Origin of the sequence: Maccoyibacter intestinihominis (assembly GCF_040096355.1) — a bacterium.
GTDB lineage: Bacteria > Bacillota > Clostridia > Lachnospirales > Lachnospiraceae > Maccoyibacter > Maccoyibacter intestinihominis.
The window spans coordinates 280,096-304,698 of record NZ_JBBMEX010000001.1 but is presented as its reverse complement, the minus strand read 5'-3'; the positions used below and the strand labels follow the sequence as shown (position 1 = coordinate 304,698).

The 24,603-nt window shown below is 43.2% G+C and carries 22 protein-coding genes, 1 pseudogene and 1 riboswitch; all 23 genes and pseudogenes read right to left on the bottom strand.

Going from position 1 to position 24,603, the window contains the following annotated elements; all coding sequences use genetic code 11:
- Positions 1 to 7 precede the first annotated feature (7 nt).
- The 23 genes and pseudogenes from WMO43_RS01435 to dapA all read right to left on the bottom strand — a co-directional run bounded on the left by WMO43_RS01435 (position 8) and on the right by dapA (position 24,239).
- The gene (locus tag WMO43_RS01435) at positions 8 to 2,389 is read right to left on the bottom strand and encodes an ATP-binding protein (protein WP_353529492.1); all 2,382 of its coding nucleotides are present in this window, start codon (positions 2,387 to 2,389) and stop codon (positions 8 to 10) included.
- On the bottom strand, positions 2,356 to 3,312 hold the full coding sequence (locus WMO43_RS01430; RefSeq protein ID WP_353529490.1) for a diacylglycerol/lipid kinase family protein: 957 nt from the start codon (positions 3,310 to 3,312) through the stop codon (positions 2,356 to 2,358). The genes WMO43_RS01435 and WMO43_RS01430 overlap by 34 nt, the downstream gene beginning before the upstream one ends.
- A gap of 188 nt (positions 3,313 to 3,500) precedes the next feature.
- Entirely contained in the window at positions 3,501 to 4,613 is a 1,113-nt protein-coding gene (locus WMO43_RS01425; RefSeq protein WP_353529489.1) for an ABC transporter ATP-binding protein, read from the bottom strand.
- A 143-nt stretch (positions 4,614 to 4,756) separates the two neighbouring features.
- Positions 4,757 to 5,191 (bottom strand): dUTP diphosphatase, encoded by a 435-nt coding sequence (locus WMO43_RS01420; protein ID WP_353529487.1) that lies wholly within the window; start codon positions 5,189 to 5,191, stop codon positions 4,757 to 4,759.
- Between the two features lie 38 nt (positions 5,192 to 5,229).
- On the bottom strand, positions 5,230 to 5,721 hold the full coding sequence (gene nrdG / locus WMO43_RS01415) for an anaerobic ribonucleoside-triphosphate reductase activating protein (RefSeq protein ID WP_353529486.1): 492 nt from the start codon (positions 5,719 to 5,721) through the stop codon (positions 5,230 to 5,232).
- Between the two features lie 8 nt (positions 5,722 to 5,729).
- Positions 5,730 to 7,850 (bottom strand): anaerobic ribonucleoside-triphosphate reductase, encoded by a 2,121-nt coding sequence (nrdD, locus tag WMO43_RS01410; protein ID WP_177962262.1) that lies wholly within the window; start codon positions 7,848 to 7,850, stop codon positions 5,730 to 5,732.
- A 365-nt stretch (positions 7,851 to 8,215) separates the two neighbouring features.
- Complete coding sequence (plsY, locus tag WMO43_RS01405; RefSeq protein ID WP_353529483.1) at positions 8,216 to 8,863, bottom strand: glycerol-3-phosphate 1-O-acyltransferase PlsY; 648 nt, start codon at positions 8,861 to 8,863, stop codon at positions 8,216 to 8,218.
- Positions 8,864 to 8,866: 3 nt separating this feature from the next.
- Positions 8,867 to 10,189, bottom strand: a complete 1,323-nt coding sequence (gene der, locus WMO43_RS01400; protein ID WP_353529481.1) for a ribosome biogenesis GTPase Der — start codon at positions 10,187 to 10,189, stop codon at positions 8,867 to 8,869.
- Positions 10,190 to 10,357: 168 nt separating this feature from the next.
- Complete coding sequence (locus WMO43_RS01395; RefSeq protein WP_353529480.1) at positions 10,358 to 12,253, bottom strand: ABC-2 transporter permease; 1,896 nt, start codon at positions 12,251 to 12,253, stop codon at positions 10,358 to 10,360.
- Positions 12,228 to 13,055, bottom strand: a pseudogene (locus WMO43_RS01390) (ABC transporter ATP-binding protein); the annotation flags it as partial. The pseudogene WMO43_RS01390 and the gene WMO43_RS01395, both read right to left, overlap by 26 nt.
- Before the next feature lie 68 nt (positions 13,056 to 13,123).
- Positions 13,124 to 13,498, bottom strand: a complete 375-nt coding sequence (locus tag WMO43_RS01385) for a GntR family transcriptional regulator (protein ID WP_177962267.1) — start codon at positions 13,496 to 13,498, stop codon at positions 13,124 to 13,126.
- 114 nt (positions 13,499 to 13,612) lie between these two features.
- Complete coding sequence (pgeF, locus tag WMO43_RS01380; protein ID WP_353529478.1) at positions 13,613 to 14,473, bottom strand: peptidoglycan editing factor PgeF; 861 nt, start codon at positions 14,471 to 14,473, stop codon at positions 13,613 to 13,615.
- Between the two features lie 33 nt (positions 14,474 to 14,506).
- The gene (locus WMO43_RS01375; RefSeq protein WP_353529477.1) at positions 14,507 to 14,860 is read right to left on the bottom strand and encodes a YraN family protein; all 354 of its coding nucleotides are present in this window, start codon (positions 14,858 to 14,860) and stop codon (positions 14,507 to 14,509) included.
- A gap of 9 nt (positions 14,861 to 14,869) precedes the next feature.
- Positions 14,870 to 15,154 (bottom strand): EscU/YscU/HrcU family type III secretion system export apparatus switch protein, encoded by a 285-nt coding sequence (locus tag WMO43_RS01370; RefSeq protein WP_353529476.1) that lies wholly within the window; start codon positions 15,152 to 15,154, stop codon positions 14,870 to 14,872.
- A 2-nt stretch (positions 15,155 to 15,156) separates the two neighbouring features.
- Positions 15,157 to 16,917 (bottom strand): flagellar hook-length control protein FliK, encoded by a 1,761-nt coding sequence (locus WMO43_RS01365; RefSeq protein ID WP_353529475.1) that lies wholly within the window; start codon positions 16,915 to 16,917, stop codon positions 15,157 to 15,159.
- Positions 16,918 to 16,928: 11 nt separating this feature from the next.
- Positions 16,929 to 17,633: a ribonuclease HII gene (gene rnhB, locus WMO43_RS01360; protein WP_434784160.1), complete on the bottom strand. Its 705-nt coding sequence runs from the start codon at positions 17,631 to 17,633 to the stop codon at positions 16,929 to 16,931.
- Positions 17,634 to 17,699: 66 nt separating this feature from the next.
- A complete protein-coding gene (gene lepB / locus WMO43_RS01355) occupies positions 17,700 to 18,284 on the bottom strand; it encodes a signal peptidase I (RefSeq protein WP_353529473.1) in 585 nt (194 codons plus the stop codon).
- 46 nt (positions 18,285 to 18,330) lie between these two features.
- Positions 18,331 to 19,182, bottom strand: a complete 852-nt coding sequence (gene ylqF, locus WMO43_RS01350) for a ribosome biogenesis GTPase YlqF (RefSeq protein ID WP_353529471.1) — start codon at positions 19,180 to 19,182, stop codon at positions 18,331 to 18,333.
- A 10-nt stretch (positions 19,183 to 19,192) separates the two neighbouring features.
- A complete protein-coding gene (gene lepB, locus WMO43_RS01345; RefSeq protein WP_353529468.1) occupies positions 19,193 to 19,783 on the bottom strand; it encodes a signal peptidase I in 591 nt (196 codons plus the stop codon).
- A gap of 304 nt (positions 19,784 to 20,087) precedes the next feature.
- Positions 20,088 to 20,441 carry a 50S ribosomal protein L19 gene (gene rplS / locus WMO43_RS01340; RefSeq protein WP_177962274.1) on the bottom strand — a complete coding sequence of 118 codons (354 nt, stop codon included), beginning with the start codon at positions 20,439 to 20,441 and terminating at the stop codon, positions 20,088 to 20,090.
- 123 nt (positions 20,442 to 20,564) lie between these two features.
- Positions 20,565 to 22,520 (bottom strand): fructose-1,6-bisphosphatase, encoded by a 1,956-nt coding sequence (locus WMO43_RS01335; protein WP_353529465.1) that lies wholly within the window; start codon positions 22,518 to 22,520, stop codon positions 20,565 to 20,567.
- A gap of 17 nt (positions 22,521 to 22,537) precedes the next feature.
- A complete protein-coding gene (gene dapB / locus WMO43_RS01330) occupies positions 22,538 to 23,305 on the bottom strand; it encodes a 4-hydroxy-tetrahydrodipicolinate reductase (RefSeq protein ID WP_177962276.1) in 768 nt (255 codons plus the stop codon).
- A gap of 46 nt (positions 23,306 to 23,351) precedes the next feature.
- Positions 23,352 to 24,239, bottom strand: a complete 888-nt coding sequence (gene dapA / locus WMO43_RS01325; RefSeq protein WP_353529463.1) for a 4-hydroxy-tetrahydrodipicolinate synthase — start codon at positions 24,237 to 24,239, stop codon at positions 23,352 to 23,354.
- A 125-nt stretch (positions 24,240 to 24,364) separates the two neighbouring features.
- Positions 24,365 to 24,543: riboswitch (Lysine riboswitch) on the bottom strand.
- Between the last annotated feature and the right edge of the window lie 60 nt (positions 24,544 to 24,603).

Here is a 24,603-nt window from a genome sequence, read left to right as displayed (position 1 = left end):
TCCTTTCCTACTTTAAATATTTTAAGGCATCCTTATATGCAAATTCTTCTAAACACTGTCGGACCTTTTCGAGTTCTTCACTTTGCTTTTCATCTGCGCCCTGCTCCTGTAATTTCAGGATCAGTTCAGATGCCTCTTCCTCTTCATAGTCTTCGATCAGTTCTGTTAACCGCTGTTTCTGCTTCTCATATTCTTCTAACGGAATGCCCTGACCAATTGCCTTTTTTTCTGCATCCTGCTCTGTATAGGCAAGCAGCCAGCGGATAGCCTCTGTAATACGGTTGACCCGTTCTTCTAATAACGCCTCTTTTTCCCGGATCACATCCAGTTCGCCTCTGATTCCTGCCATCTCTAATTCCTCTGCCATACTTCCTAGCTGCTCATCCCCTAACAGTCTGCCGTTGCTTTTTAGGGAATGTGCTTCTATGGTATAGCCTTTTAAGTCTCCTGCTTCTAAAGAATTCTTCCGCTTTTGCTCTTTTTCTTTTGCATGCTGTAAAAATGTCTTTGCAGCACTGATATACTGCTCCATATCCTGATTGAAATAGCATAAGCCTGCCGGTACATCAATCCCATAAAAAGACAGCTCTTTGCAGATTTTTTCATCATTCCACGGTTCCGGGCGTTTTGACTCTTCCATATCCCTTTTTTGTATCATGCGCTTTGGCAGATATTCAAAAATCATCTGCTCTAATTTTTCACTCTGCACCGGTTTTGCCAAATAGTCATCAAAGCCCTCTTCTATATATTGTTTCTGGGAGCCTGCCGTTGCATTTGCCGTCAGAACAATGATCGGTGCCATTGGATTCTGGTTTCCCGCAAGACGGCGGATCTGTTTCATGGTTTCAATACCATCCATTTTGGGCATCATGTGATCCATTAAGATCATATCATACCGCTCTTTTTGTACTGCTGCAATGGCTTCTAAGCCGCTCTGTACTAAATCCACCTGCATTTCCGTCTTTTTTAAAAGTCCCCTTAATACCGCTAAGTTCATCGGATTGTCATCCACGGCAAGGATCCGTACTCCCGGTGCAACGAAAGATACACTGTACTGCTGCTCTGCTTTTTTCCTCTTTCTTTGGAACTGTGCCGGTGCAGGGTCTAAAATCTCCTGTGGCAGTTCTAAGTAAAAAGTCGTTCCCTTTCCATATTTACTGCGAACGGAAATCTTTCCACCCATCAACTCTATCAACTGCTTTGTGATTGTCATACCAAGTCCGGTTCCTTCGACCGACTGGTTTCTCTTTTCATCGAGACGCTGGAAGGCATCAAAGATATGCTTTAGCTCCTCTTCCTTCATTCCTATCCCGGTATCCGTAACCCGGATCTTCAACAGCATGCTATCCAGCTCTGTCTGTTCCCACGACAGCCCAAATGTGATCGTTCCCTTATCGGTATACTTAATGGCATTATTTAGTACGTTGATCAGTATCTGCTTGATACGCAGTTCGTCTCCATAGAGTCTGCCCGGAATGTCCTGATCAAATTCCTGTCGGATCTCTAAGCCCTTTTCTTCTGCCTTTACACTGACTAAATTCATCAGATCATCTACTAAGGTCTCTAATTTATATTCATCCTGATGGATCTCGATCTTTCCGGATTCTATCTTAGAAATATCCAAAACATCATTGATCAGGGACATTAACGTCTCTCCGGCACGCTCTATGTTTTTTGCATATTCCACGATCTCTTCCTCACTGCTCTCACGCAGAATCATCTCATTCATTCCCAGTACGGCATTCATCGGTGTCCGTATCTCATGGGACATATTGGCTAAAAAGACACTCTTTACCTCGGCAAGATGCTCTGCTTCTTCTTTTTTCATCTCGACAAGGCGCAGCATATCGATCGAGGTCTGTCGGTTTTCCCGGATGATCCTCCGGTTCTTTTCCTCTGTTCCTAAGATGCAGGATAAGATAAAACTTCCTCCGAGTACACCGCCTGCTGCTACTACCGAGTACATCACACTGACATTGTCTCCAAAGCCAACATTCCAGTAATACAGCACACTCAGCAGATAAAGCACCATCATCTCCACCATTGCGAATTTACACAGCGAAAAATTCCTGTAAATAGTGATGGTCAGCATCAGGATCAGTAAAAATGTATGAAGGATCAGCGGCTGGTCGTAATAAAGAACAAGCTGTAAGGAAATCCCTCCTATCATAACGGTAAAAAGACGTCCATGCACTATATCCGGCTCACTTTTCCCGAAGGTGAGGATTCCTAAAATAAGAAGTCCTATGGCACATTCTGCGAGCATCGCCGAATGCAGCCATAAACACCTAAGCCCCGGCTTTACACTGAGACTGATAAAGATCAGGGTTCCTAACAGGACTGCATCCCAAAATATCAATATTTGTGCAAATCTACTTTTTTCTTCCATGTTATATTACTCCTGTCAATATCCTTTGGCTCTACAAACCGCATTCCTCCCCGGTTCACCCGAATCGTAAACTCTTCTGCGATCTCAAGCTCTCCATCTACATTAATACTCAAAGGCACGCCCTCTTTATTCCTGATCTTTGCCTCTGACACCATACGCCAACTAGATGAATTTTCTAACACTTCCTGCCTGTTCAGGATTGCTGCAAACAGCATTTTCATCTTATAGAAGAATCCTCTGCCCGGCACTAAGATCATCTTCATCTTTCCATCGGTCGGATCTGCCTCTCCGCCAAAATGGAAGTTACCACCCAAAAGATTTCCGTTGCCAAATGCCACTTCACAGTATCTGCCGCTGAATATTTCTCCATCTGCCTCAATCTCTAAATCCAGTGTCCTGGTACTTAAGATTGCCAGACCCGATGAGATGAAATAAGGAACTCTGCCCTTACAGAACGGCAATTTTTTTAAATGCAGGACTCCGCGTAAGATCAGACCGTCTAATCCCAGTGACACGGTATTGTGTGCCGGGCCTATCGAAGTCTGCAGATAGTCCAGCGGCTGCACTGTTCCTGCAATAAAATTCCGAAAGTCTTTGAATTTTTCCCTCTCTTCGCCATAGATATTCAAAAAGTCATTCGTCAGCCCGTAGGCAGCTTCTGCGATCTCCACCCTGCCTAAGTCCTCTTCCGGCACTCCTTTTAAAATGTTGCGGAAAGTTCCTGTTCCTCCACATGCGTAGAACCGAATCTTCTCCTCCGGGAACAGGTTGCACATCTGCCTTGCCATCTCACCTTCATGTCCGGGATATTCCGAATTGAATACCAGATATTCCATATCTTTTATTTTTTCAAGCTCTTCCCGGATCCCTATCGTCGTGGTCTCGTCCCCGGAAAAAGAATTAATAATAAAAATCTGTAACATATTCCACCATTTTTCTCCAATTTTCTCTTTTTATTGTAACAGACTCTTTTCCGGTTTAAAAGAAAAAAGATGCAGGAAATACTCTGTTCGTATTTCCTGCATCCTGTATACTCTCGTATTCTTGATCATTTCTTATTCCCATTATGTCTTATTTCTGATCATCTTTCATTTCTCACGATTTCTGACTTTTAATTTGTAATGGTCAGTTCGCTCTCTTTATCAAAGACATGGATCTTTTCCGGGTCTAATGCCAGTCGGATATGATCTCCGATCTTTGCCGTTGTTCTTGCGTCCACACGGGCAGTCATGTTCACGCCTGCTACCGTATAATAGAGCAGTACTTCAGAGCCTAACAGCTCATATCCGGTTACATCTGCTTCAATGACCGTGTCTCCATAAGTCTCGATCTGAATCTGTGAATCGTCGATATCATCCGGGCGGATTCCCATTACAACGGTTTTATCCGCATATCCTCCGTCGATCAGTTTTTTTGCTTTCTGTGGCGGCAGTACGATCGAAAAATCACCGAACTCTAAACGGACTTCCTCACCATGTACCTTACATACCGCATCAATAAAGTTCATCTGCGGAGAGCCGATAAATCCTGCCACAAAGAGGTTCTGCGGCTCGTTATAGAGCTTCTTTGGCGTATCTACCTGCTGGATCACACCATCTTTTAATACGACGATCCTTGTACCAAGTGTCATTGCCTCGGTCTGGTCATGTGTAACGTAGATGATCGTTGCTCCTAAACGCTGATGCAGGCTTGCAATCTCTGCACGCATCTGGACTCTTAATTTTGCATCCAGATTAGAAAGCGGCTCATCCATTAAAAAGACTTTTGGATTCCGCACGATCGCACGTCCCATTGCCACCCTCTGACGCTGACCACCGGAAAGAGCCTTTGGTCTTCTGTCTAAAAGCTGCTCTAAATCTAATATTTTTGCAGCTTCTAATACTTTCTGCTCAATCTCTTCTTTTGGCACCTTACGAAGCTTTAATCCAAATGCCATATTGTCAAATACCGTCATGTGCGGATACAACGCATAATTTTGAAATACCATCGCAATATCACGGTCTTTTGGTTCTACTTCATTCATGCGTTTTCCATCGATGAACAGATCTCCGGTCGTGATCTCTTCTAATCCTGCGATCATACGAAGTGTTGTGGATTTTCCACATCCGGAAGGTCCTACAAATATGATAAACTCCTGATCCTCAATCTCTAAGTTAAAATCTTTCACTGCCTCAAATCCATTTGGATAACGTTTTCCGATCCCTTTTAATGATAAACTTGCCATAGCTTTCTTCTCCTTATCCATTCTGACGATTTTTCTACATCACGTTCTTTTGATGTCCTGCTTTTATGATATAAAAATCCCTGCATAATTACTATGCAGGGATTCCACAAAATTTATCCACGTTCCTGTACAGATTGACGAATCTATTGTTTTCCGGTTGAACCGAATCCACCACGATTCTCGTTGTCTAAGGATGCAGTCTCATCAAACTGAATGGTCGGCATATTTTCAAAAATACGGAACTGGCAGATACGGTCATTCTGTTTGATCACCGTGTCTCTGGTTGCATAGACCGGCATTCTCCACATATCCTCATCTCCACAGTAGGTACAGTCAATGATACCGCAGCTGTTCGTCTGAAGGAGTCCATAGTTCTTAAAAGTGGAACTGCGTGGTACGACGTGGGCTTCATAACCCTTTGGCAGCTCCATGGCTACTCCTAACGGGATCAGCTTGAACTCGCCTGCCTTTAATTCCACGGTTTCTGATGCGCGAAGATCGATCCAGTCGGATTTTCCCTCAATATACTCTAATTTATCTATTTTATCTGTAAAATATTTAATTCTGATTTTTTGCATTGTTTCTGAATCTCCATCTTTTTTATTGGTAAACGGCTTTAAGCACAGTGTAAGACGACTTCTCCGCTCTTTTTTGTCGCTTTTACATCGATCACTCTCTGATTGGCACTTCCCTTCCAGTGAAGCTGCGGGTCTGCCTCTTCTTTTACAAATTCTCCATCCACTAACACATCGACATAGTCCATGACTTCTAACCCGTCAATGCTCTCCCAGACAAATCCCGTATACATCCAGATCGTCTTTTCGGGAAATCTCTCATGTACTTCTTTTGCTAATTTTAAAACATCTTCACGGTTGCCCGCATAGAGTGGATCTCCGCCACTGAACGTAATTCCGGAAACATAATCTTTTTTCAGTTCCTCAAATAATTCTTCTTTTGCCTCTTCATCAAACACAAGTCCGCCGTTTGGGTCCCAGGTGATCGGATTGTGACATTCCTTACAACAGTGGTCACATCCTGATACCCACAGTACGACTCTTAAGCCGTCTCCATTCAACATATCGTCCTTTGTAATATTATGGTAACGCATTCTGCCTCCTACATGCTCTTTCTCTCTGATATTTCTGCCATTTTGGCATCGTTGAGTCTGGTATCTCCCTTTACTCTTGAATAGGAGAGATAGCCATTCATACGTTCAATCTTTGTCAGATTACGGCTGCCGCATTTTGGGCATACATCCATCTCTAACTCCTGATGTCCACAGTCATCACAGTACGCAAGTGACAGATTGACTCCTTCATAAAATCCCATCTCCATTGCACGGCGTACCAATGTCTTGACCGCCTCTACATTGTAATTGATCGGATACTTCACATACTGGATCTTTCCACCATTGCTAAGCTCCCAGAAACGGTATTCTAAATCCTGTTTCTGGATCGGTGTGATATCCTCGGTCACATGGCAGTGGAATCCGTTGCTGACATATTCCCTGTCAGAAACATTTTCAATGATCCCGTATTTTTTGCGGAACTGCTTTACCTGTAGTCCACACAGATTCTCTGCCGGTGTCGCATAGATCGCATAGAGGTTTCCATCCTCTTCCTTAAATTCATTGATCTTTTTATTGATATGTTCTAATACTTCGATCGCAAACTGTCCATCCTCTACTAAGGATTTTCCGTTATACAGCTCCTGCAGTTCATTAAATGCCGTAATTCCAAAAGATGCGGTTGCCGTCTTTAACAGCGGTTTGATCTTATCGTTATAGTTCAGATTTCCATTGTAAAATCCGCCTTCGCAGTAAGCTAACGGATTCGTGGAAGCACGCATCTCACCTAAATAAGCATAGGTACGGATGTGGATCTGACGGATCAGCTCTAAATAATAGTCTAATACCTCATAAAAATCTTTGCTCTCATGTCTGGCTTTTGCTAAGATCATCGGAAGGTGCAGGCTGACCACGCCAATATTGAACCGTCCCACAAAACGCGGTCTGTCATTTTCATCCTTTGGATACATACCGCCCTCCACATACCAAGGGGATAAGAACGCACGACAGCCCATCGGACTGATGATCTCCCCATATTGCTTGTACATAGAGGCAATATAACCTTTTCCGGTCAGGCTCAGCCAATCCGGATACATCGTATGTCTTGAGCACTCGATACCGGCTTCAAAGACATCCTCTAACTCGCCGCCCGGTCCGTGCAGGCTTTCATCATATAAAAATACCAGTTTTGGAAACAGTACCGGTTTTTTGCACTCTGCCTTGCCCTGACCTTTCTGGCGCACGTTTAACATGGCAATGGATGCCATCTTTTCAAAACGCTTCGTTCCTGTTCCAAAGGTCATCGTAATAAACGGATAATCCCCACGGCTTGAGGATACGGAATTAAATTTATATTCCCATCCCTGAACACCCTGCTCAAAATCTCTCTTAATGTCCTTGATGGTCTCTTCCTCGGCACGCTCCTCACTCAATCCGAGTCCTAAATATTTTTCTTTATATTTTTTATAGGATTTCTGTGCATAAGGTTCTAAGATCTTTTCCACACTCGGCACGGTAAAACCGCCATACTGCTGGCTTGCTGCACTTAATACAATATCTCCGATGACATCAAAGGCTACATCTAGGGTCTTTGGCTCGTTATACCAGAGATTTCCCATCTCGAATCCGCCCCGTAAGACATTCTCCACATCGAAAAGGCAGCAGTTCATCGTATCTCTTCTTGCAGACATATCATGTACATAAATATAGCCGTCACGGCATGCCTGGATCTCTTCGGTGGTCATAAAGAATTTTTTGTACAACTCTTTATTTAACTCGTTAAAGATCAGGCTTCGTTTGGTGGAGACCAAAGCACTGTCTGTATTGGAATTTTCTTTATCGCCAATGTACATAATGGACTGGCTCTTTTTGTAGACCTCGTCTAACATCTGTACAAAATCCTGCTTGTAATTGCGGTAATCACGATAGCTCTTTGCCACGATCGGGTTGACACGCTCTAAGGCACCCTCCACGATATTATGCATCGTAGCGATCGGTACCTCGGTGATCTGCATCTCTTTGACTTTTTCTTCGACAAACTGGCAGATGAAATCCAACTCCTCCTGTGTAAATGTGATCAATGCACGGTATGCTGATTTGTTGACCGCCACTACCACTTTCTGTACGTTAAAATCTTCCTTTGTTCCGTCTTTTTTTACTACTTTGATCATTCCAACCATCCCTCCGGTGTTTCTTTATGTAGACTGAAGTTCTATATTATGTTACCCACATTTTGTATGTGTTATTATGTTTCTTTTATTTTTACACTATATATTGTGTGTCTTATTATCCTATCACTTCTACTATATGAAGTCAACCTCTAATCACTTTTTAGAAGTTTCTACTTTTTTTATTTTTCTTCATATTTTTTTTATAATCAAGTCAAATATTTGTCACAATTTCTATTTATTATAAAATTGTCATCATTAAAAGATAACAACGTAGTTTTTCATTTTCTCATTACCCTAAAGAGGGTGGCTCCGCAAGCCGGCGGAACCACCCTCTTCCCCTTTTATTTTCAGTTTTCTGATACGTCTTATTTCTTTTTAAACAGATTTAACTTATTCTCTGTTCCACTCAACAACCGTTTGATGTTCGCCCGGTGTCTCCAGATCGCCATTAGTGTAAAAATCCCACCTAAGACATAGATTTCCGGCAGATATGTATCTGCGACCGGAAGATGCCCGGTCTGGCCAAACAATAAAAGTTCGATAAAAAAGACACTGACTAACAGGATCGAACCCAAAGAGACATACTGCGTCAGCAGCACCACTACAATAAACAGTCCGATACATAACGGTGCCATCTGCCAATGGAACGCTAAGATTACCCCCGTAGTACAGGCAATTCCTTTTCCACCTTTAAACTTCATATAAAACGGATAGTTATGCCCTAAAACCGCACCTAAGCCGGCATACATCCCCAATAATTTGATCCCTTCCGGATATTGAGCATGAAAGATCAGCCAGGAGATAAAAATGGCAAGGATTGCTTTTCCACAATCCCCCGCGAACGTGATCGCTCCTGCTTTAAAACCAAGTGTACGCAGGGTATTGGTGGTTCCCGCATTTCCGCTTCCGTGTTCCCTGATATCAATATGTTGTGTTTTTCCATAGATATATCCCGTCTGAAACAGTCCTATGGCGTAGCCAATCAGAATACAGATGATCCTGCCCACTGTCATAGTCTAACCTTCCTTTCTCTCCCGGATGATGAATTTTAGGGATGTTCCCCTAAATCCAAACGCATCCCTGATACGGTTCTCAATATATCGTGTATAGGAGAAATGCATTAACTGTTTGTCATTGACAAAAATAACAAATGTCGGCGGTTTTACCGCTACCTGTGTAATATAGTAAAGACGCAGGCGTTTTCCCTTATCAGAAGGCGGCTGCTGCATAGCCACTGCCTCTGTCATGATCTCGTTGAGTACACCGGTTGCCACACGCATGGAGTTATTCTCAATGACAACATCGATCATTTCATAGATACGGTGCAGTCTCTGACCGGTCTTTGCCGAAATAAAGATAATCTCTGCATAAGGCATAAAACTTAAAATCTGACGGATCCTGTCTGTATGCTCTTTGACCGTCTTATCATTCTTTTCAATGGCATCCCACTTATTGACCGCTATGATGATCCCTTTTCCTCTGTCATGTGCGATTCCTGCGATTTTCGCATCCTGCTCCGTCACACCCTCGGTTGCGTCAATGACGATCATTACGACATCTGCACGTTCTACGGCTGTCACGGCACGGATGATACTGTATCTTTCAATATCTTCTTTGATCTTATTTTTGCGGCGCAGTCCTGCCGTATCAATAAATACATATTCTTTTCCATTGTATTTAATGTCTGTATCGATCGCATCTCTTGTCGTACCCGCAATATCGGATACGATCACACGCTGCTCACCGAGCAGACGGTTGATCAGGGAGGATTTTCCTACATTCGGCTTTCCTACAATTGCGATCCTCGGTCTTTCGTCCTCTTCATCTGTTGCACTTCCCTGTGGGAACTGTGCAATAACCTCATCGAGCAAATCTCCGATCCCCAGTCTGGAGGCCGCAGATACCGGAACCGGATCTCCAATTCCTAAATTATAAAATTCATAGACATCTGCCATATATTTGTTAAAATCATCTACTTTATTGACTGCTAAGATGACCGGTTTTTTCGAACGTCTGAGCATATCGGCAACCTTTGCATCGGAATCCTGCAGTCCCTGACGCACATCGGTAATAAAAATAATGACATCCGCCGTCTCGATCGCGATCTCTGCCTGCTCTCTCATCTGTGATAAGATAACATCTTTGCTGTCCGGTTCAATTCCTCCGGTATCGATTAAGGTAAATGCCTTATCGAGCCACTGCACTTCTGCATAAATCCTGTCTCTTGTAACTCCCGGTGTATCCTGTACAATGGAAATACGTTCCCCCGCTAATACATTAAAAAGTGTCGATTTTCCTACATTCGGCCGTCCAACGATTGCTACTACCGGCTTACTCATATCTATTCTCCTCTTTTCCTGTAATCTTATTTATTCGCTTGATTTTACAATATCCAACGTTTCTTGTAAAGCATTTTATGCCACTTTGACATCTGTATCTTAGTTTACAATAAAATTCAGGGAATCACAACCCTTCGTTATGATTCCCTGAATCGTTCTTTTCTATCATCACTGTTCATTTAAAAGTGCGTTCTGCTCACTCTCTGTCCGAAGCTTATGATTTTCCGTCAACAGCCCGGCTTCCTCGATCACCTTTAACATATGTTTACAGTCTACGTTGAACTTTACATAGGCCGTATCACTTTTCCAGACACCGGCGGAATAGCCGTACTCATCTCCGTAAATATCCACCTGCTCAATTCCTTTTGGATTATAATACTCTATACTGAGTCCGGAAGAGTAGAATTTATCTTCCTGCTGTGTATACGGGATGTTTTTCAGATTTCCCTCTTTGATGTCCTGTTTTAATGCTTTATACATCTTTTCTAAGTATTCACTGCTCATATAGATTGTCTCGTAAGTATCGTTCACTTCATTGTAAAAATCAAGGGATATCCCAACCGGTTTGGCTGTCTTATAATTTCTTCCAAACAGTCCCGCCATATAGTTGTCATACCGGTTTTCCACATCTAAGATCTGATTTAATACGGAATCCTTCTTTTGGATCTCTTTTTTTGTCTCAGCAAGTTCATAACTGCGGTACAGATAAGTGCCATCTTTATAGGCATACTTAAATTCCACTCTCGGATTTTCCCCCTCGTCTTTCTTACTTTGTGAAGCTTTTAATAATCCGTCTTTTGCGTCTATGATATTCTTATGTAGTGCGATCAGTTCTTTCATCTTTTCCGGCTCATCTGCCATAATACTCTCATCTGCACACATATAGACAGCCTTCAGTTCACCGACATCCGGTATCTTTTTTTCAATCCCGACTGCATCCATACTGATGCCTGCTACTAACAGTAAGGACACTGCAACAACTCCGACACACTCTGTGATCCTTCGCTTTTCAAATACCTTAAAGCTCTTTGCTAAAAACATCTGTGCAATGAAGAATGCCACTGCTCCACTGATAACAGCCCCCATTAATGCAAGGATCATCATCTGTGTCCGTGATGCCTTGCTGTTCACTCCTGCAACTAATGCTGCTGCTAAGATTGCCACGCAGATCGCACTTCCCCATCGGAATACCGGTTTGAGCCAGTTGACTGCAATACAGTCCCCTACGGTTTCTAAACGTTTTTTCCTGTATATCAGATAACCTACAAAAAATAACAGGACACCGACTAACGCATAAATAGCGACTGCTTTTCCACCAACCACTTCGATCAACGAACCGGCTGCCTCTTCACCGGAAACCGTATGAATAGACACATTCGTTTCTAAATAGTACAGCGGAGAGAGAAAATCCCCTTTACTGAACCGGAAATGGTGATCCATTCCGTAGACCATTTCTGTCTGTAATATCTGAAAGATAAACCGGATCCCTACATATAAAAAGTTGGCTATCACATAGAAAATCGGAACTGCTAAAAGCTGTCCTGTCAACATTCCGATCACAATGGCTCCCGCATAGGCAAACAGACTCATTCCCATGGTCATCAACAGCCAGTACAGCAGATATTCCAGCCTGGAGATATCTCTTGCAAAACATACAAATGCGGTAATGACAAAGGTCAGAATCTGCGGTACGATCAGAAACAGGAAACCGGAAACCACATTTGTCACATAGAGTTCTTTTCTACTGACAGGCAGTGCATGAATCATGTTTGCACTCCGATTCTGATACAGATAGAAAAAAACGGTCATGGCACAAACGGTCGCTGCAATAAATACAAACATCGGCGTTAACGCTCCGCCTAAACAGGTCGCATAGCGTGCCAGATTCTCCTCCATGATCTGTTTTGCCACCTTAGTACCTGTTCCCGGGTTTTCTGTGGATAACAGCAGTGTCAATGGCAGTGCATAGAGCAAAAACACCAGATAGATCCCCCAGATCGGCCAAAAATGTGTGATATTTTTCTTAAAGATCGTCTTATTAAAACAGGATGTCCCTGACTGCATAATCAGCACCTCCTAACTCGTAAATAAATATTTCTTCTAAACTTAACGGCAATACATCCATCAACATCGGATTTAAAGCCGTAAACTGCTCTTTGATCTGTTTGGGTTCTCCTCTTACGATCATCGTATGGACTCTTCCCGTCGTTGACATATGCAGCACTTCTAAATCCTTCGGAAGTTTTGGCATTTCTGCCTGGAATGCCGCCTGGATCTTACAAATACTGCTTTGCAGTTCACTTAACGAACGTTCAATAATAATCTTTCCATGGTTCATGATCCCCACATGGTCACATACATCCTCTAATTCCCTCAGATTATGGGAAGAGACTAGCACGGTCGTTCCATGCTCTGTCACATCCTGCAGGATCAGGCTCCATATCTGTCTTCGCATCACCGGATCTAAACCATCCACCGGTTCATCTAAGATCAGAATCTGTGGTCTTGCACTGATCGCTAACCAGAATGCCACCTGCTTTTGCATTCCTTTGGAAAGTCTGCGGATCGTCTGCTTTGTATCTATGGAAGGAAAGGCTTCCCTTATTTTTTCAAACAGTCCTGCATCAAAATTCGGATAGATGCCTTCATAGAACTTTTTCATTTCCATGGTATCTGCCTGTGCAAAATAAAATAAGTCATCCGGAATATAGGCAATCTTCTCTTTTACTGCCGAATTTTCAAAAACCGGTTCTCCATCAATTAAGACACTTCCCTCATCCTGCTTATAGATCCCTGTCAGATGGCGGATGAGTGTGGATTTTCCTGCTCCATTCGGTCCTACCAGTCCGTAGATCGCACCTTTTTTTACATGGAAATCGGCTCAATCCAATGCCCGGAATCCATCAAAGGTTTTTACCAGATTTTCTACCTGTATCACTGCTCTTTCCTCCTCTTTTCTAATCTTTCAATCCTGCTTTTTAATTCCTCTGCCGTTACAGAAAAATAAAGCAGTTCTTCTGCTATCTCTTCAAACTGCAAGAACAGTTCTTCCATCCCCATCGCATCTAACCGGATATCCTTAGCCGCAAAGGTTCCTTTTCCGGACACGGAATACAGGTATCCCTCTGCCTCTAACTCCCGGTATGCCCGTTGTATCGTATTCGGGTTAATGGCAAGTGTTCCCGCTAACTCCCGGACAGACGGCAGCTTTTCATCTGCAGCGATCGCGCCTGTGATCATCAGCTTCTTCAATCCTGACTTTATCTGTATATAAATCGGCTTGGTATCCCGATAATTCAATGTCAGCAATTTTACAACTCCTTCCTTGCGTATTAAGTGTACTACTACATTTCATACACCTAAAATAGCACAACTCCCCTTCCTATACAAGGAAGGGGAGTTTAGGAAATACTTAAGATTTTCTTAACCCTGTTCTTTTATCATCAAAAATGCTCCAAGATTTCCGCGTTTTCCATGGCTTGCCCGATGCGAAAAAAGCAGCTTCGGATTGCAGCAGGTACAAAGGTTTGTGGTTACGATCTGCTCCTTTGGCACACCGGCTTCCATGAATACGATCTCATTTGCCCGCCATAGGTCTAACAGATATTTTCCGCTGCCTTTACTCTTTAAAATTTCTTTTTCATTATCCGGAAATTCTTTTGCGAATGCCTCTGCCACATCCTCACTGACCTCATAACAATCCTGACAAATGGATGGTCCGATCGCACAGATCAGATGCTTTGTATCTGTTCCGTAGTGTTTTTGCATCGCCCGGATGGTTGCCGCACCCATTCTTCCTACCGTACCACGCCAGCCGGAATGTGAAAGCCCGATCGCATGATGCTCTGTATCTACAAAATAAAGCGGCACACAGTCTGCATAAAATGTGGACAGTACCAGCCCCGGCTCATTTGTGATCAGCCCATCCACATCGGTATACCCGCGTTCTCTGACGACTCCTGCCCCTGCATCCTCTTGGGTAACGACTCTGACATTGGTGGTATGTGTCTGGTCACTGCACACAAAATGCGATACCTCTGTTCCCATACGCTTAGCAACACGTCGATAGTTCTCTCGCACCGCCGCTTCCTCGTCTCCTCTGGTAAAGCTGAGGTTCAGTTCTGCAAAAATCCCCTTGCTTGCCCCGCCTTCTCTGGTAGTAAAGCAATGACGTATCCAAGGAATCTCTTCTAACTTTTTATATTTTAAAAGCGGGGGCTGTTCCCCGCCGTCTATTACAAATATCTGCTCTTCGTTTTTCTTCTTAAAATCTTCGATCTTCATCTTTTACCTCTCTTTGACCTATTACCTTCTGTTCTACGGCAGATACTCAAATGCATTCTTTACTACTTCTATCTGCTCACCCAACACTGCTGCCACATCAAATCTGCACGGAATATCCATACGCCCGCACTCCCGCATCAGATAATAAGACGCTGTCATGGAGATTTTTTTCTGCTTTTTTCGATTGACCGCCTCTTTGGGATTTCCCATCTTGTCATCCCTGCGATATTTGACCTCCACAAAGACCAGTGTCTCTCCCTCTTTTGCAATCAGATCGATCTCTCCTATACGGCAACGGTAATTTTTTTCTAAGATTTCATATCCCTGCGTCTTTAAATACTCTGCCACCAGATTCTCATAATATGCTCCTTCTTTTCGTCGGTTCATACTCTCCCCCTATTTTCCAAGTTTATCCTTCAAATGATCCATCTTATCCACAAAGACCAGTATCTCCGCCACGACCTCATACAGCTCTGGTGGGATCATATCCCCGATCTCCAGTTTTGAAAGTGTTGCCGCTAATTTGCTGTCCTTGTAAAACGGCACATCCTCTTCTTTTGCTTTTTCTATGATCCGCTCGGCTATCAGTCCCTTACCGGTTGCTAAGATCTTTGGTGCCTCTTCGCCGGGTTCATAAGCGATCGCCACGGCTGTCTTGACTTTTTCTTTCTGCTTCTCCATATCTATGCCCTCACATCAAAGGAATACCGATAGACCTTTCCGGCACTCGGCATATCATGTTTTAAGAAATCTTCTACAAAATCCATATCCTTTTCTTCGCTCTTTACTTCGATCTGACACTGATACCCCTTGTTCTCTAAACGTTCCGCCAGTTCTTCGGCATGTGCTAAGATCAGTTCATAAGAAGCATCATCCGCCATATAAAAATTTGTCTTGACCGCAGTCCCTTTCATCTTGACGGAAATATCCGTAGAGCCAAGGTGATCCATATCCAAATGTAAAAAAGCACTCAGCTCGCCGTCCATGTCTCTTGGGTTCTTTTTATTCGTATAGACATAAAGCTCACTGTTGACATTCTGCCCGTTCATTTTTAACGGAAGCTGGACAAAATTATAGATCTGATTGATCTGGTTCATAAATTCGATATTGCCACGGACATCCGCCACTGCCTTTTGCAGACCCTCCGTTCCGCTTCCCGCCTGTTTGATAAATTCATCCAACCGGTTCATCTGCGTCTGCAGCCTGTTATACAGTTTCTCTACGGTTTCTTTGGAACCCGTCTCCTGCGGCTCTAAGTACCACTGATTTTCTACTGCTTTTTTAAAAATGGTCTGATATTCTTTTCCTGAGAAAAGTTTGAATAGTGCCTCCTTTTGTGGAAATTCGTTCTCTTTGAACAACTGGTTCAAATTCTTCAAAAATTCCTCTGCACTCATTCCCGTATTCAAATTTCCATTTTTATCAAACAAGACCTGTTTTCCATCTGTTTCTAACGCTTTTAGCTGCTGTTCTAAGCTGGCAGCTCCTTCTTTTCCAAGAATCTCTCCCAGACTGCCCTGTGTTGCAGCCGGCATCTGTCTGCCTTCTGCCTGTTTTGCTGCATCTGCCTGCTGTATGCCCTCTCCTGCTGCACTTGTCTGCTGCATTCCGTCTTCTGCCGTGCTTAATATCTGCTGCAATTCTTTTGCAATATCGGCTGCCTGTTGCTCCCCACTTTTTATGGTAACACTTCCATCTGCCGTTTTTGCAAGCAGCTCCTGTGCTTTTGCTCCTGCATCCTGACTCTGTTCGATCGTTTCTCCTCCAAACAGAATATCCATCAACTGCATATTTTTTGCTGTCATCTGCCCGGCAGTATCACCTTCTCCTGCGATCGACTTTGGAAGCTGCTCTAAGACATTTTCTAATTCTTTCATAATTGCCGCGGTATCTGCCTTATAATTAGAAAACTGCTGCACATTGGCCTCCGTTACAGGAATCCCTAACTTATTCATCTGTGCGATCACAGATGGCGCTGCCTTTGGAAACATCGCAAGCTGTCTCATCATCTGATTTAAACTGTTCTTATCGATCGGAAGCTGTTCCTCCATCATGGTGCGTACCATCTCAAGATTATCTGTTGTAACTCCCATTCCTGCCTGCATTAAGGCCTTTAACAGGGTTGGATTACTGCTGTCTCCGTTTAAATACGGTTTGATGGCTATCTGTGTCTGGGTATTGGATTTTACTTCAAAAAACATTGCCTGATTAAGCCTGAGCTGTATCTGTCCCTCTAATCTGGCAGAAATCTTCTCTCCGTTTGCAAGCGTTAAAAGTACCTGTCCGTCAGAAATATCCGTCACGGTTCCTTCAAATACGTTTCCTGTCTGTAAGGAAGACAGCGTACCTGCCAACTGCTGTGTTCCTGTCTTTACCGCCTGCTCCTGTGCCGTAACCGGCACGGTATTTTGTCCGTATTTTCCAAGTAAATCCGATATCTGCATACAGATGCCCCCTAGATAAAATTCTTTATAAATGTCATACGGTGGATCGGGGATGCTCCATACTTTTTAATTGCCGCAATATGTTCTGCCGAACCATAGCCTTTGTTGGAGGCAAAACCATATTCCGGCATCAATTCATCATATTCTGCCATCAGCCGGTCCCTCGTCACTTTTGCAATAATGCTTGCCGCTCCAATTGAAATACTCTTCGCATCTCCTTTGATGATCGGCACCTGTGGTATGGAAACCTCCGGTATCGTTACTGCATCGTTTAATAATATATCGGGTACTACGCCTAAATTCCTTATAGCCTCCCGCATGGCTTCATAGGTCGCCTGTAAAATATTGATCTCATCGATCCGCTGTGGTCCGACCAGACCGACACCGACTGCCACTGCTTTTTCCATGATCTCATCATAGAGTGCCTCACGTTTTGCGGCAGACAATTTTTTAGAATCATTGATATACAAAATATCACAGTCCTTTGGCAGGATCACGGCTCCTGCTGCCACCGGACCTGCTAACGGTCCTCTTCCCGCTTCATCAATCCCACAGATATAAGTATATTCTGCATACTCGTATTCGTATTTTTTTAAGACCTCGATGCGCGCCCTCTCTGCCTCTAATTTTTCGATTCGTTTTTTCGCCTGGGCAACGGCTGCCTGCACACCGTTTCTGGTATCTTCCTTATAGTTTTCAATAAAAACAGGCAGCATGGATTCCTCTGCTGCCTTTAATTCTGCTTTAATCTCACCGATTGTCTTCTGTTTCAAAACTGCCTCCTACTGGTGCCTGATAAATCCAAATTCATCAAACGGATAAATCTGAAGCCATGCTCTTCCAATGATGTCCTTCTTTTGGATAATACCAACACTTGGATCTCTGCTGTCCGAGCTGTTGTTCCGGTTATCTCCAAGCACAAAATACTCACCCTCGCCAAGTGTGATCTCATCTCTTGCAATCCCTGGATCCTGTATCACTTCTCTTCCATAGGATTCCTTCAATACTTTTTCATTGATATAGATATTTCCGGAATCATCAATCCGCACATGTTCGCCCGGCAGTCCGATGATCCTTTTGATATAATAGGTATCCTCCTCATATTTATATGGGAAAATGATAATATCATATCTTTCCGGGTCCTGAAAACGGTATGATATCTTATCCACGATCAGATTATCCCCATCACTTAAAGTATTCTCCATAGAAGAACCGCTGACCTCTGTCCGCTGTCCCACATAATGTATGATCAAAAGCATTGCTGCGATTACAATGACAAAATAAAGGACAAAACTCAAAATCTCTTTTCCTATTCTTTTTCCTGTTCCTTCCGGTGTATTCTCTTCCGGCATATTTTCCTCTGACATATCCTATAACCTTTCCTGTGTCTGCTATTGCAAATCTATTTCTATTCTATGCTACTGTAACAGGAAATTCAAGGGTAATTTTCCCCAATTTTCCACTCCTGAATTCTTCTAACAACAGATTCGCTGCTTTGGTATAATCCAGTGCATTGCCCTTCTGGATACAATTTCTCTTTACGGCAATCTGTTCTATGATATTTGCCGGTGTCTGGTCTTCCTCCACCTCATAACGTGCATGCAGCACTCCCGGATAATGCTCTGTTAAAATAGCGATCAGCTCCAATGCTAACTCATCAATATTTAAGATCTCATCTTTGATCGCACCGATCAATGCCAGCCGCAGTCCCACCTGCTGGTCTTCAAATTTCGGCCAGAGGATTCCCGGTGTATCTAACAGTTCCACACTCTTATTCAGACGGATCCACTGTTTTCCTTTTGTAACTCCCGGCTTATTTCCGGTCTTTGCGCAGGCTCTTCCTGCAAAGGTATTGATAAATGTGGATTTTCCGACATTCGGGATTCCAACTACCATCGCACGGACCGGACGGTTCTTGATCCCACGTTTTCTGTCCCGCTCCGTCTTTTCCTTACAGGCCTCTGCAATGACAGCAGAAATGGCTTTCATACAGCCTTTATTTCTTGCATCCACTTTAACGGCAAAATAGCCTTTTTCCTTAAAAAATTCCATCCATGCTTCACTTGCATCTTTGTCTGCTAAATCCGATTTATTCAAAAGGATCAGTCTTGCTTTATTTTTTCCAAGCTCATCAATGTCCGGATTCCTACTGCTCATCGGGATTCTGGCATCTACCAGTTCGATGACCAGGTCAATGAGCTTTATATCTTCCTGCATCTGGCGTTTTGCCTTTGTCATATGTCCCGGATACCACTGAAACTGCATATTCTCACCTCTACTTTACAAATCCAAAATCTTTCAGCGGGGAAACGATAAACCATGCCTTCCCCATAATGTACTCCTTTTTTACATTTCCGATATTGGCATACCGGCTGTCCTCACTATTGTTACGATTATCTCCTAACACAAAGAACTCGTCCTCGCCAACCTCTATCTCATCTTCTGCTAATTCGGCATGCTCGATCGAAGCTGCCTCTATTTTTTCATCAAATACTTTTCCATTGACATAAACCGTACCGTTTTTGATCTGCACCGTGTCTCCCGGAACTCCGATCACACGTTTGATATAAAGATGTGATTTTTCATTTCCATTTGGAAAAAACACCACGATATCATTCGTCTTTGGCTGGGTCAGTTTGTATACAAAGCGGTTAACCAATACTTCATCTCCCTCCGCCAGAGTGCCAAGCATGGACGATCCTACCACATCTGTCCGGTATCCGACAAAATAGACTAATACAAGTGCAAACAATACTGCAATCGCAATCTCACCAATCCAGGTGCCGACTTCTTTTGCTAACGTCTTATTTACTTTTCTTCTTCGTCTTGAAAAATCCAATCCACTTCGCCTGAAACGCAGATTCATCGTAGTTCCTCCCTGTATCCTCTCTTTTCGTAATCTTTCGCACCCAACTAAGGTTTAACCTTCTTTTTGTATCCTTTGAGAATGTGTAATAGCCTTATGGATCAGATATGGAAAGTTTCTTTTTGTGCAATGGAGATGAGACTCTAGAAATCGTAGAGCCCTATAGCGAATACGATTTCTGATTTAAGAGGCTCATCGGAATGGTCTGCACAAGGAAACCCGGAATATCTGATCCATAAGGTTCACCACCCCAACACATAAACAAAAAGGGACAATACCGAAGTACTTGTCCCTTCCCATCGACTTATTTTACTAATTCTTTTACCTTAGCTCTCTTACCTACGCGGTCTCTTAAGTAGTATAATTTAGCTCTTCTTACTTTACCTCTTCTTACTACTTCGATCTTTTCCACGTTTGGAGAATGTAAAGGCCATGTCTTCTCTACTCCAACGCCGTTTGAGAATTTACGAACTGTAAAAGTCTCACGGTTGCTTCCGCCCTGTCTCTTTAATACGATTCCTTCAAAGACCTGGATTCTTTCACGGTTTCCCTCTTTGATCTTCGCATGTACTTTTACTGTATCACCTACAGCAAATTCAGGTACTTCTGCTTTTAACTGCTCTGCTTCAATGCTCTTAATGATTTCACTTGCGTTCATGTTGTTTCCTCCTAATTATCCGGATGTTCGTAATACACTTTGTAACAGAGGACCATCTCTTTTTTCTCACAACTCGCATATAATACCATAAAACCGTATATTTTGCAAGCGTTTTTCCTGATTTTATGCATTCTCTACGATCGCACCCTCACGATACGCCTGAAGAAGTTTTTCCAACTCGCGGATATTCTCCTGAATGGAACGTCCTACATCCGTATCTGCCACGGTTTTACGTTTTACCACATGTTCTACTAACAGTCTGTGGGAATGAACATCTCTTCCCTCCTGCACTGCCTTTTCTACGGATTCAAACGGCTCATGTGCCGCAATGACAAGTCCATAGGAATTGTAGATCAGGGTATAACCTGCAATACCGGTCTTTCCCTGATATGCCTTAGAAAATCCACCGTCAATGATCAGAAGTTTTCCATTACATTTGATCGGAGATTCTCCTTTCTTTGATTCCACCGGAATATGGCCGTTGATGATATGACATTCTTCGCCGTGCAGTCCGAACTCCGCTAAAATGCGATTGACGATCTCTTCTTTTTCTAACAGCCGGTAATACGGATTCTTTGGCTCCACATGTGTCTTTTTATCCGCTACAAAGTAACGTTCAAAGGTGGTCATCTTCTGCTTTCCAAATACCGGTGAATTCTTATTTTCCCAGATAAACCAGAAGATATCAAGTCCCTTTTTCTTTTCTTCTTTATCCAGTGAATAATATCCCTTGCGGACATAATGCTCTAATACGTCATACAACTCTTTACCCGAATACTTTTCTCCATAAATATCTACTTCCGTAAAGGTTCCATCCTCGTTCAGTGGCACACAGCCATGATACAGCAGATTGCCATTGTATACTTTATAAAGACTTCCTTTCGTAAGCAGGAAACGCACATGTTTCTGTAAACGCTCGCAGTTCACAAATGCGGTCTTTAAGCGCTCAACCACATCATTTTCCTCCGCGGTAAGCTGATAAGGATTCTTCGGGTCGATCGTCGGAAAACATTTGTCCTTCAATGGATATGTAACGCCTTCAATCACAACGGTTCCTTTTTCTAAGTCCATCTGATGCAGCAGCCTTCTGTCCTCCATATGGAATTCCGGATGCTTTTCTATCAACTGTCCCTCTAATTTGAACTGGATGATGCTGATGGCTTTGTGCATCTTTTCATCTAACATGGCATCCCGGACATCATACTCTTCTTCACGGAAATCCAGACTGAAACATTTGCATGGGTCATCCGCATACTGGGTCATCGCAAGGCGTGCTAACGGCACTAAATTGATACCATAGCCGTCCTCTAAAATATTCAGATTTCCATATTTTGCTGAAATCCGAAGGACATTTGCGATACATGCCGTATTTCCTGCTGCAGCTCCCATCCAGAGCACATCGTGATTTCCCCACTGGATATCGACGGAATGATGCTCCATCAGCGAATCCATGATCATATGCGGATACGGACCTCGGTCAAAAATATCTCCTACCACATGAAGATGGTCTACGACCAGACGGCGGATCAGATTACAAAGTGCTATGATCAGCTCCGGTGCACGTCCTGTACGGATCACGGAATGGATGATCTCATTATAGTATGCCTCCTGATCAGACACATCCGGTCTTCCGTTTAAAAGTTCCTCGATCACATATGCAAAATCCTTTGGAAGTGCCTTACGCACTTTTGAACGTGTATATTTTGAAGATGCATTCTTGCAGACACAGATCAAACGATAAAGCATCACGCTGTACCAGTCCTCAAGATCTTCCTCGCTCTGCTGCACCTGCTCTAATTTCAATTCCGGATAATAGATCAATGTCGCGATCGACTTCTTCTCTGCTTCGCTGAATGCATTGCCGAACTCATCCTGTATTTTCCTCTTAATGGCTCCCGAACCGTTTTTTAAGATATGCTGGAACTGCTCATATTCTCCATGAATATCTGTCATAAAATGTTCCGTTCCTTTTGGCAGACTTAAGATTGCCTGTAAGTTGATAATCTCTGTCGCTGCCGATGCAATGGTCGGATACTGTCTTGCCATTGTCTTTAAATATTTGAGGTCTCTTTCTTCCATACGCTCTCCTTTGTCCCTTAGCGGTCTGCTGACTGAATCACATCACTCATATCATAAAAGCCTGCCGGTTTTCCTGCTAAAAACTTAGCCGCTTCAATGGCTCCTTTTCCAAAAATCGCTTTGGAATATGCTGTGTGTTTGAATTCGATCACTTCATCCGTTCCCGCAAAAATCACTTCATGCTCACCTACAATATTTCCACCACGGACAGCCTGGATACCGATTTCGTATTTCTCTCTCTTTTTCCGTTCTTGTGAGCGGTCATACTTATATTCGTAGTTCTCTTCTAACGCATTGTTCATTGCATCTGCTAATGCCAATGCCGTTCCGCTCGGTGCATCCACTTTCTGATTATGGTGTTTTTCCACGATCTCCATATCAAAGCCTGCCGGTGCTAACACCTTTGCTGCTTTTTTTAACAGATCCATCAAAATATTGATTCCCATGGACATGTTTGCAGAACGCAGCACTGCCGTCTTTTGGGCTGCTGCTTCAATCCGTTCTATCTGTTCTTCACTCAATCCGGTCGTACAGATGACGACCGGTATCTCTTTTTGTACACTGTAATCAATCAGGACATCTGCTGCCTGTGCAGAAGCAAAATCAATGATCACATCTGCTTCCTCCTTGCAGTCCCAAAGGCTCTGATATACCGGATATTCATTTTTAATGTGGTTTGATACATCGATTCCTGCCACGATCTCAATATCAGGATCCTCTTTACAAAGTCCGGTAATCACCTGACCCATTTTTCCATTACAGCCATGCATGATCGCTCTTGTCATTTCTTTATCCTCTCGTTCTCTTCTCTCTGATCACAAACTGTACTGCTTACTTTAACAGTCCGTAAGTACGCATTACTTCTTCTAATACTTTTGCATTTTTTTCTTCCATTTCGGTCAGCGGAAGACGAAGCGGTCCGACTTCCATTCCCATCAGGTTCAATGCTTTTTTCACCGGGATCGGATTGACCTCTGAGAAAAGTGCATCCACTAACGGCAGACCCTTCATCTGTATCTCTAATGCTTTTTTCGTATCCCCATTCAGATAGCTCATGCACATATCATGCACATCCTTTGGTGCAACATTAGACCATACGGAGATCACTCCGATGGCTCCAATGGACATCAGTGGGACGACCAGTCCGTCTTCGCCGGAATAAAGGTCTAATTTTCCATCTGTCAGATCCATCGTCTTAGATGCCTGTGCAAGACTTCCGGTTGCTTCTTTTAATCCCACGATATTTGCTTCGTTTTTAAACAGTGTTGCTGCTGTCTCCGGCAAAATGTTACATCCGGTTCTGCTTGGCACATTGTACATGATGATCGGTGTCTTTACGGATCTTGCGATCGTTGTATAATGCTGGATCAGACCACCCTGTGTTGCCTTGTTATAATATGGTGTTACGATCAAAAGTCCGTCTGCACCTGCATCCTCTGCTTCCTGTGAAAGCTGGACTGCTGTTGCGGTACAATTAGAACCCGTACCTGCTACGACCGGGATTCTGCCCTTTGTAAATGCAATGGCCGCCTCAATGACTTTTTTATGTTCCTCCATGGAAAGTGTAGAACTCTCTCCGGTTGTACCTGCGATTACAATACAATCGGTTCCATTCTCAATCTGAAATTCGATCAGTTCTTCTAACTTTTCATAGTTCACTTCCTGATTTTCTTTCATCGGGGTTACGATTGCCACTCCTGCACCTTTAAATATTGCCATATCTATTTCCTCCATTTTCTGATTTCAGGTAGATAAAGCTACGGAAAACTTTTCCTATAGCCAGAAAAAGCCGACTCAGAAAAGCCGGCTTAAATTTTCGTTCACAGAATCCAAATCACTGTGTCTTTTCGGATAGCGCCTCCATCTGATATACCGATGAGAGTCATAGAATTCTTCATCCTATGCCCAAAGATACGACTGCAGATCACCATATCCTTTCGGCGTTCTCCCCTTTCACACCTCTTCTTCTGCCTCTGCCGCATCCGATATGCTACTTATGAATCACGCAACCTCTACCTTTTTATTCTATTATATTCTACTACTCATATCTGTGCTAACTATATCACTACGGACGAACCTTGTC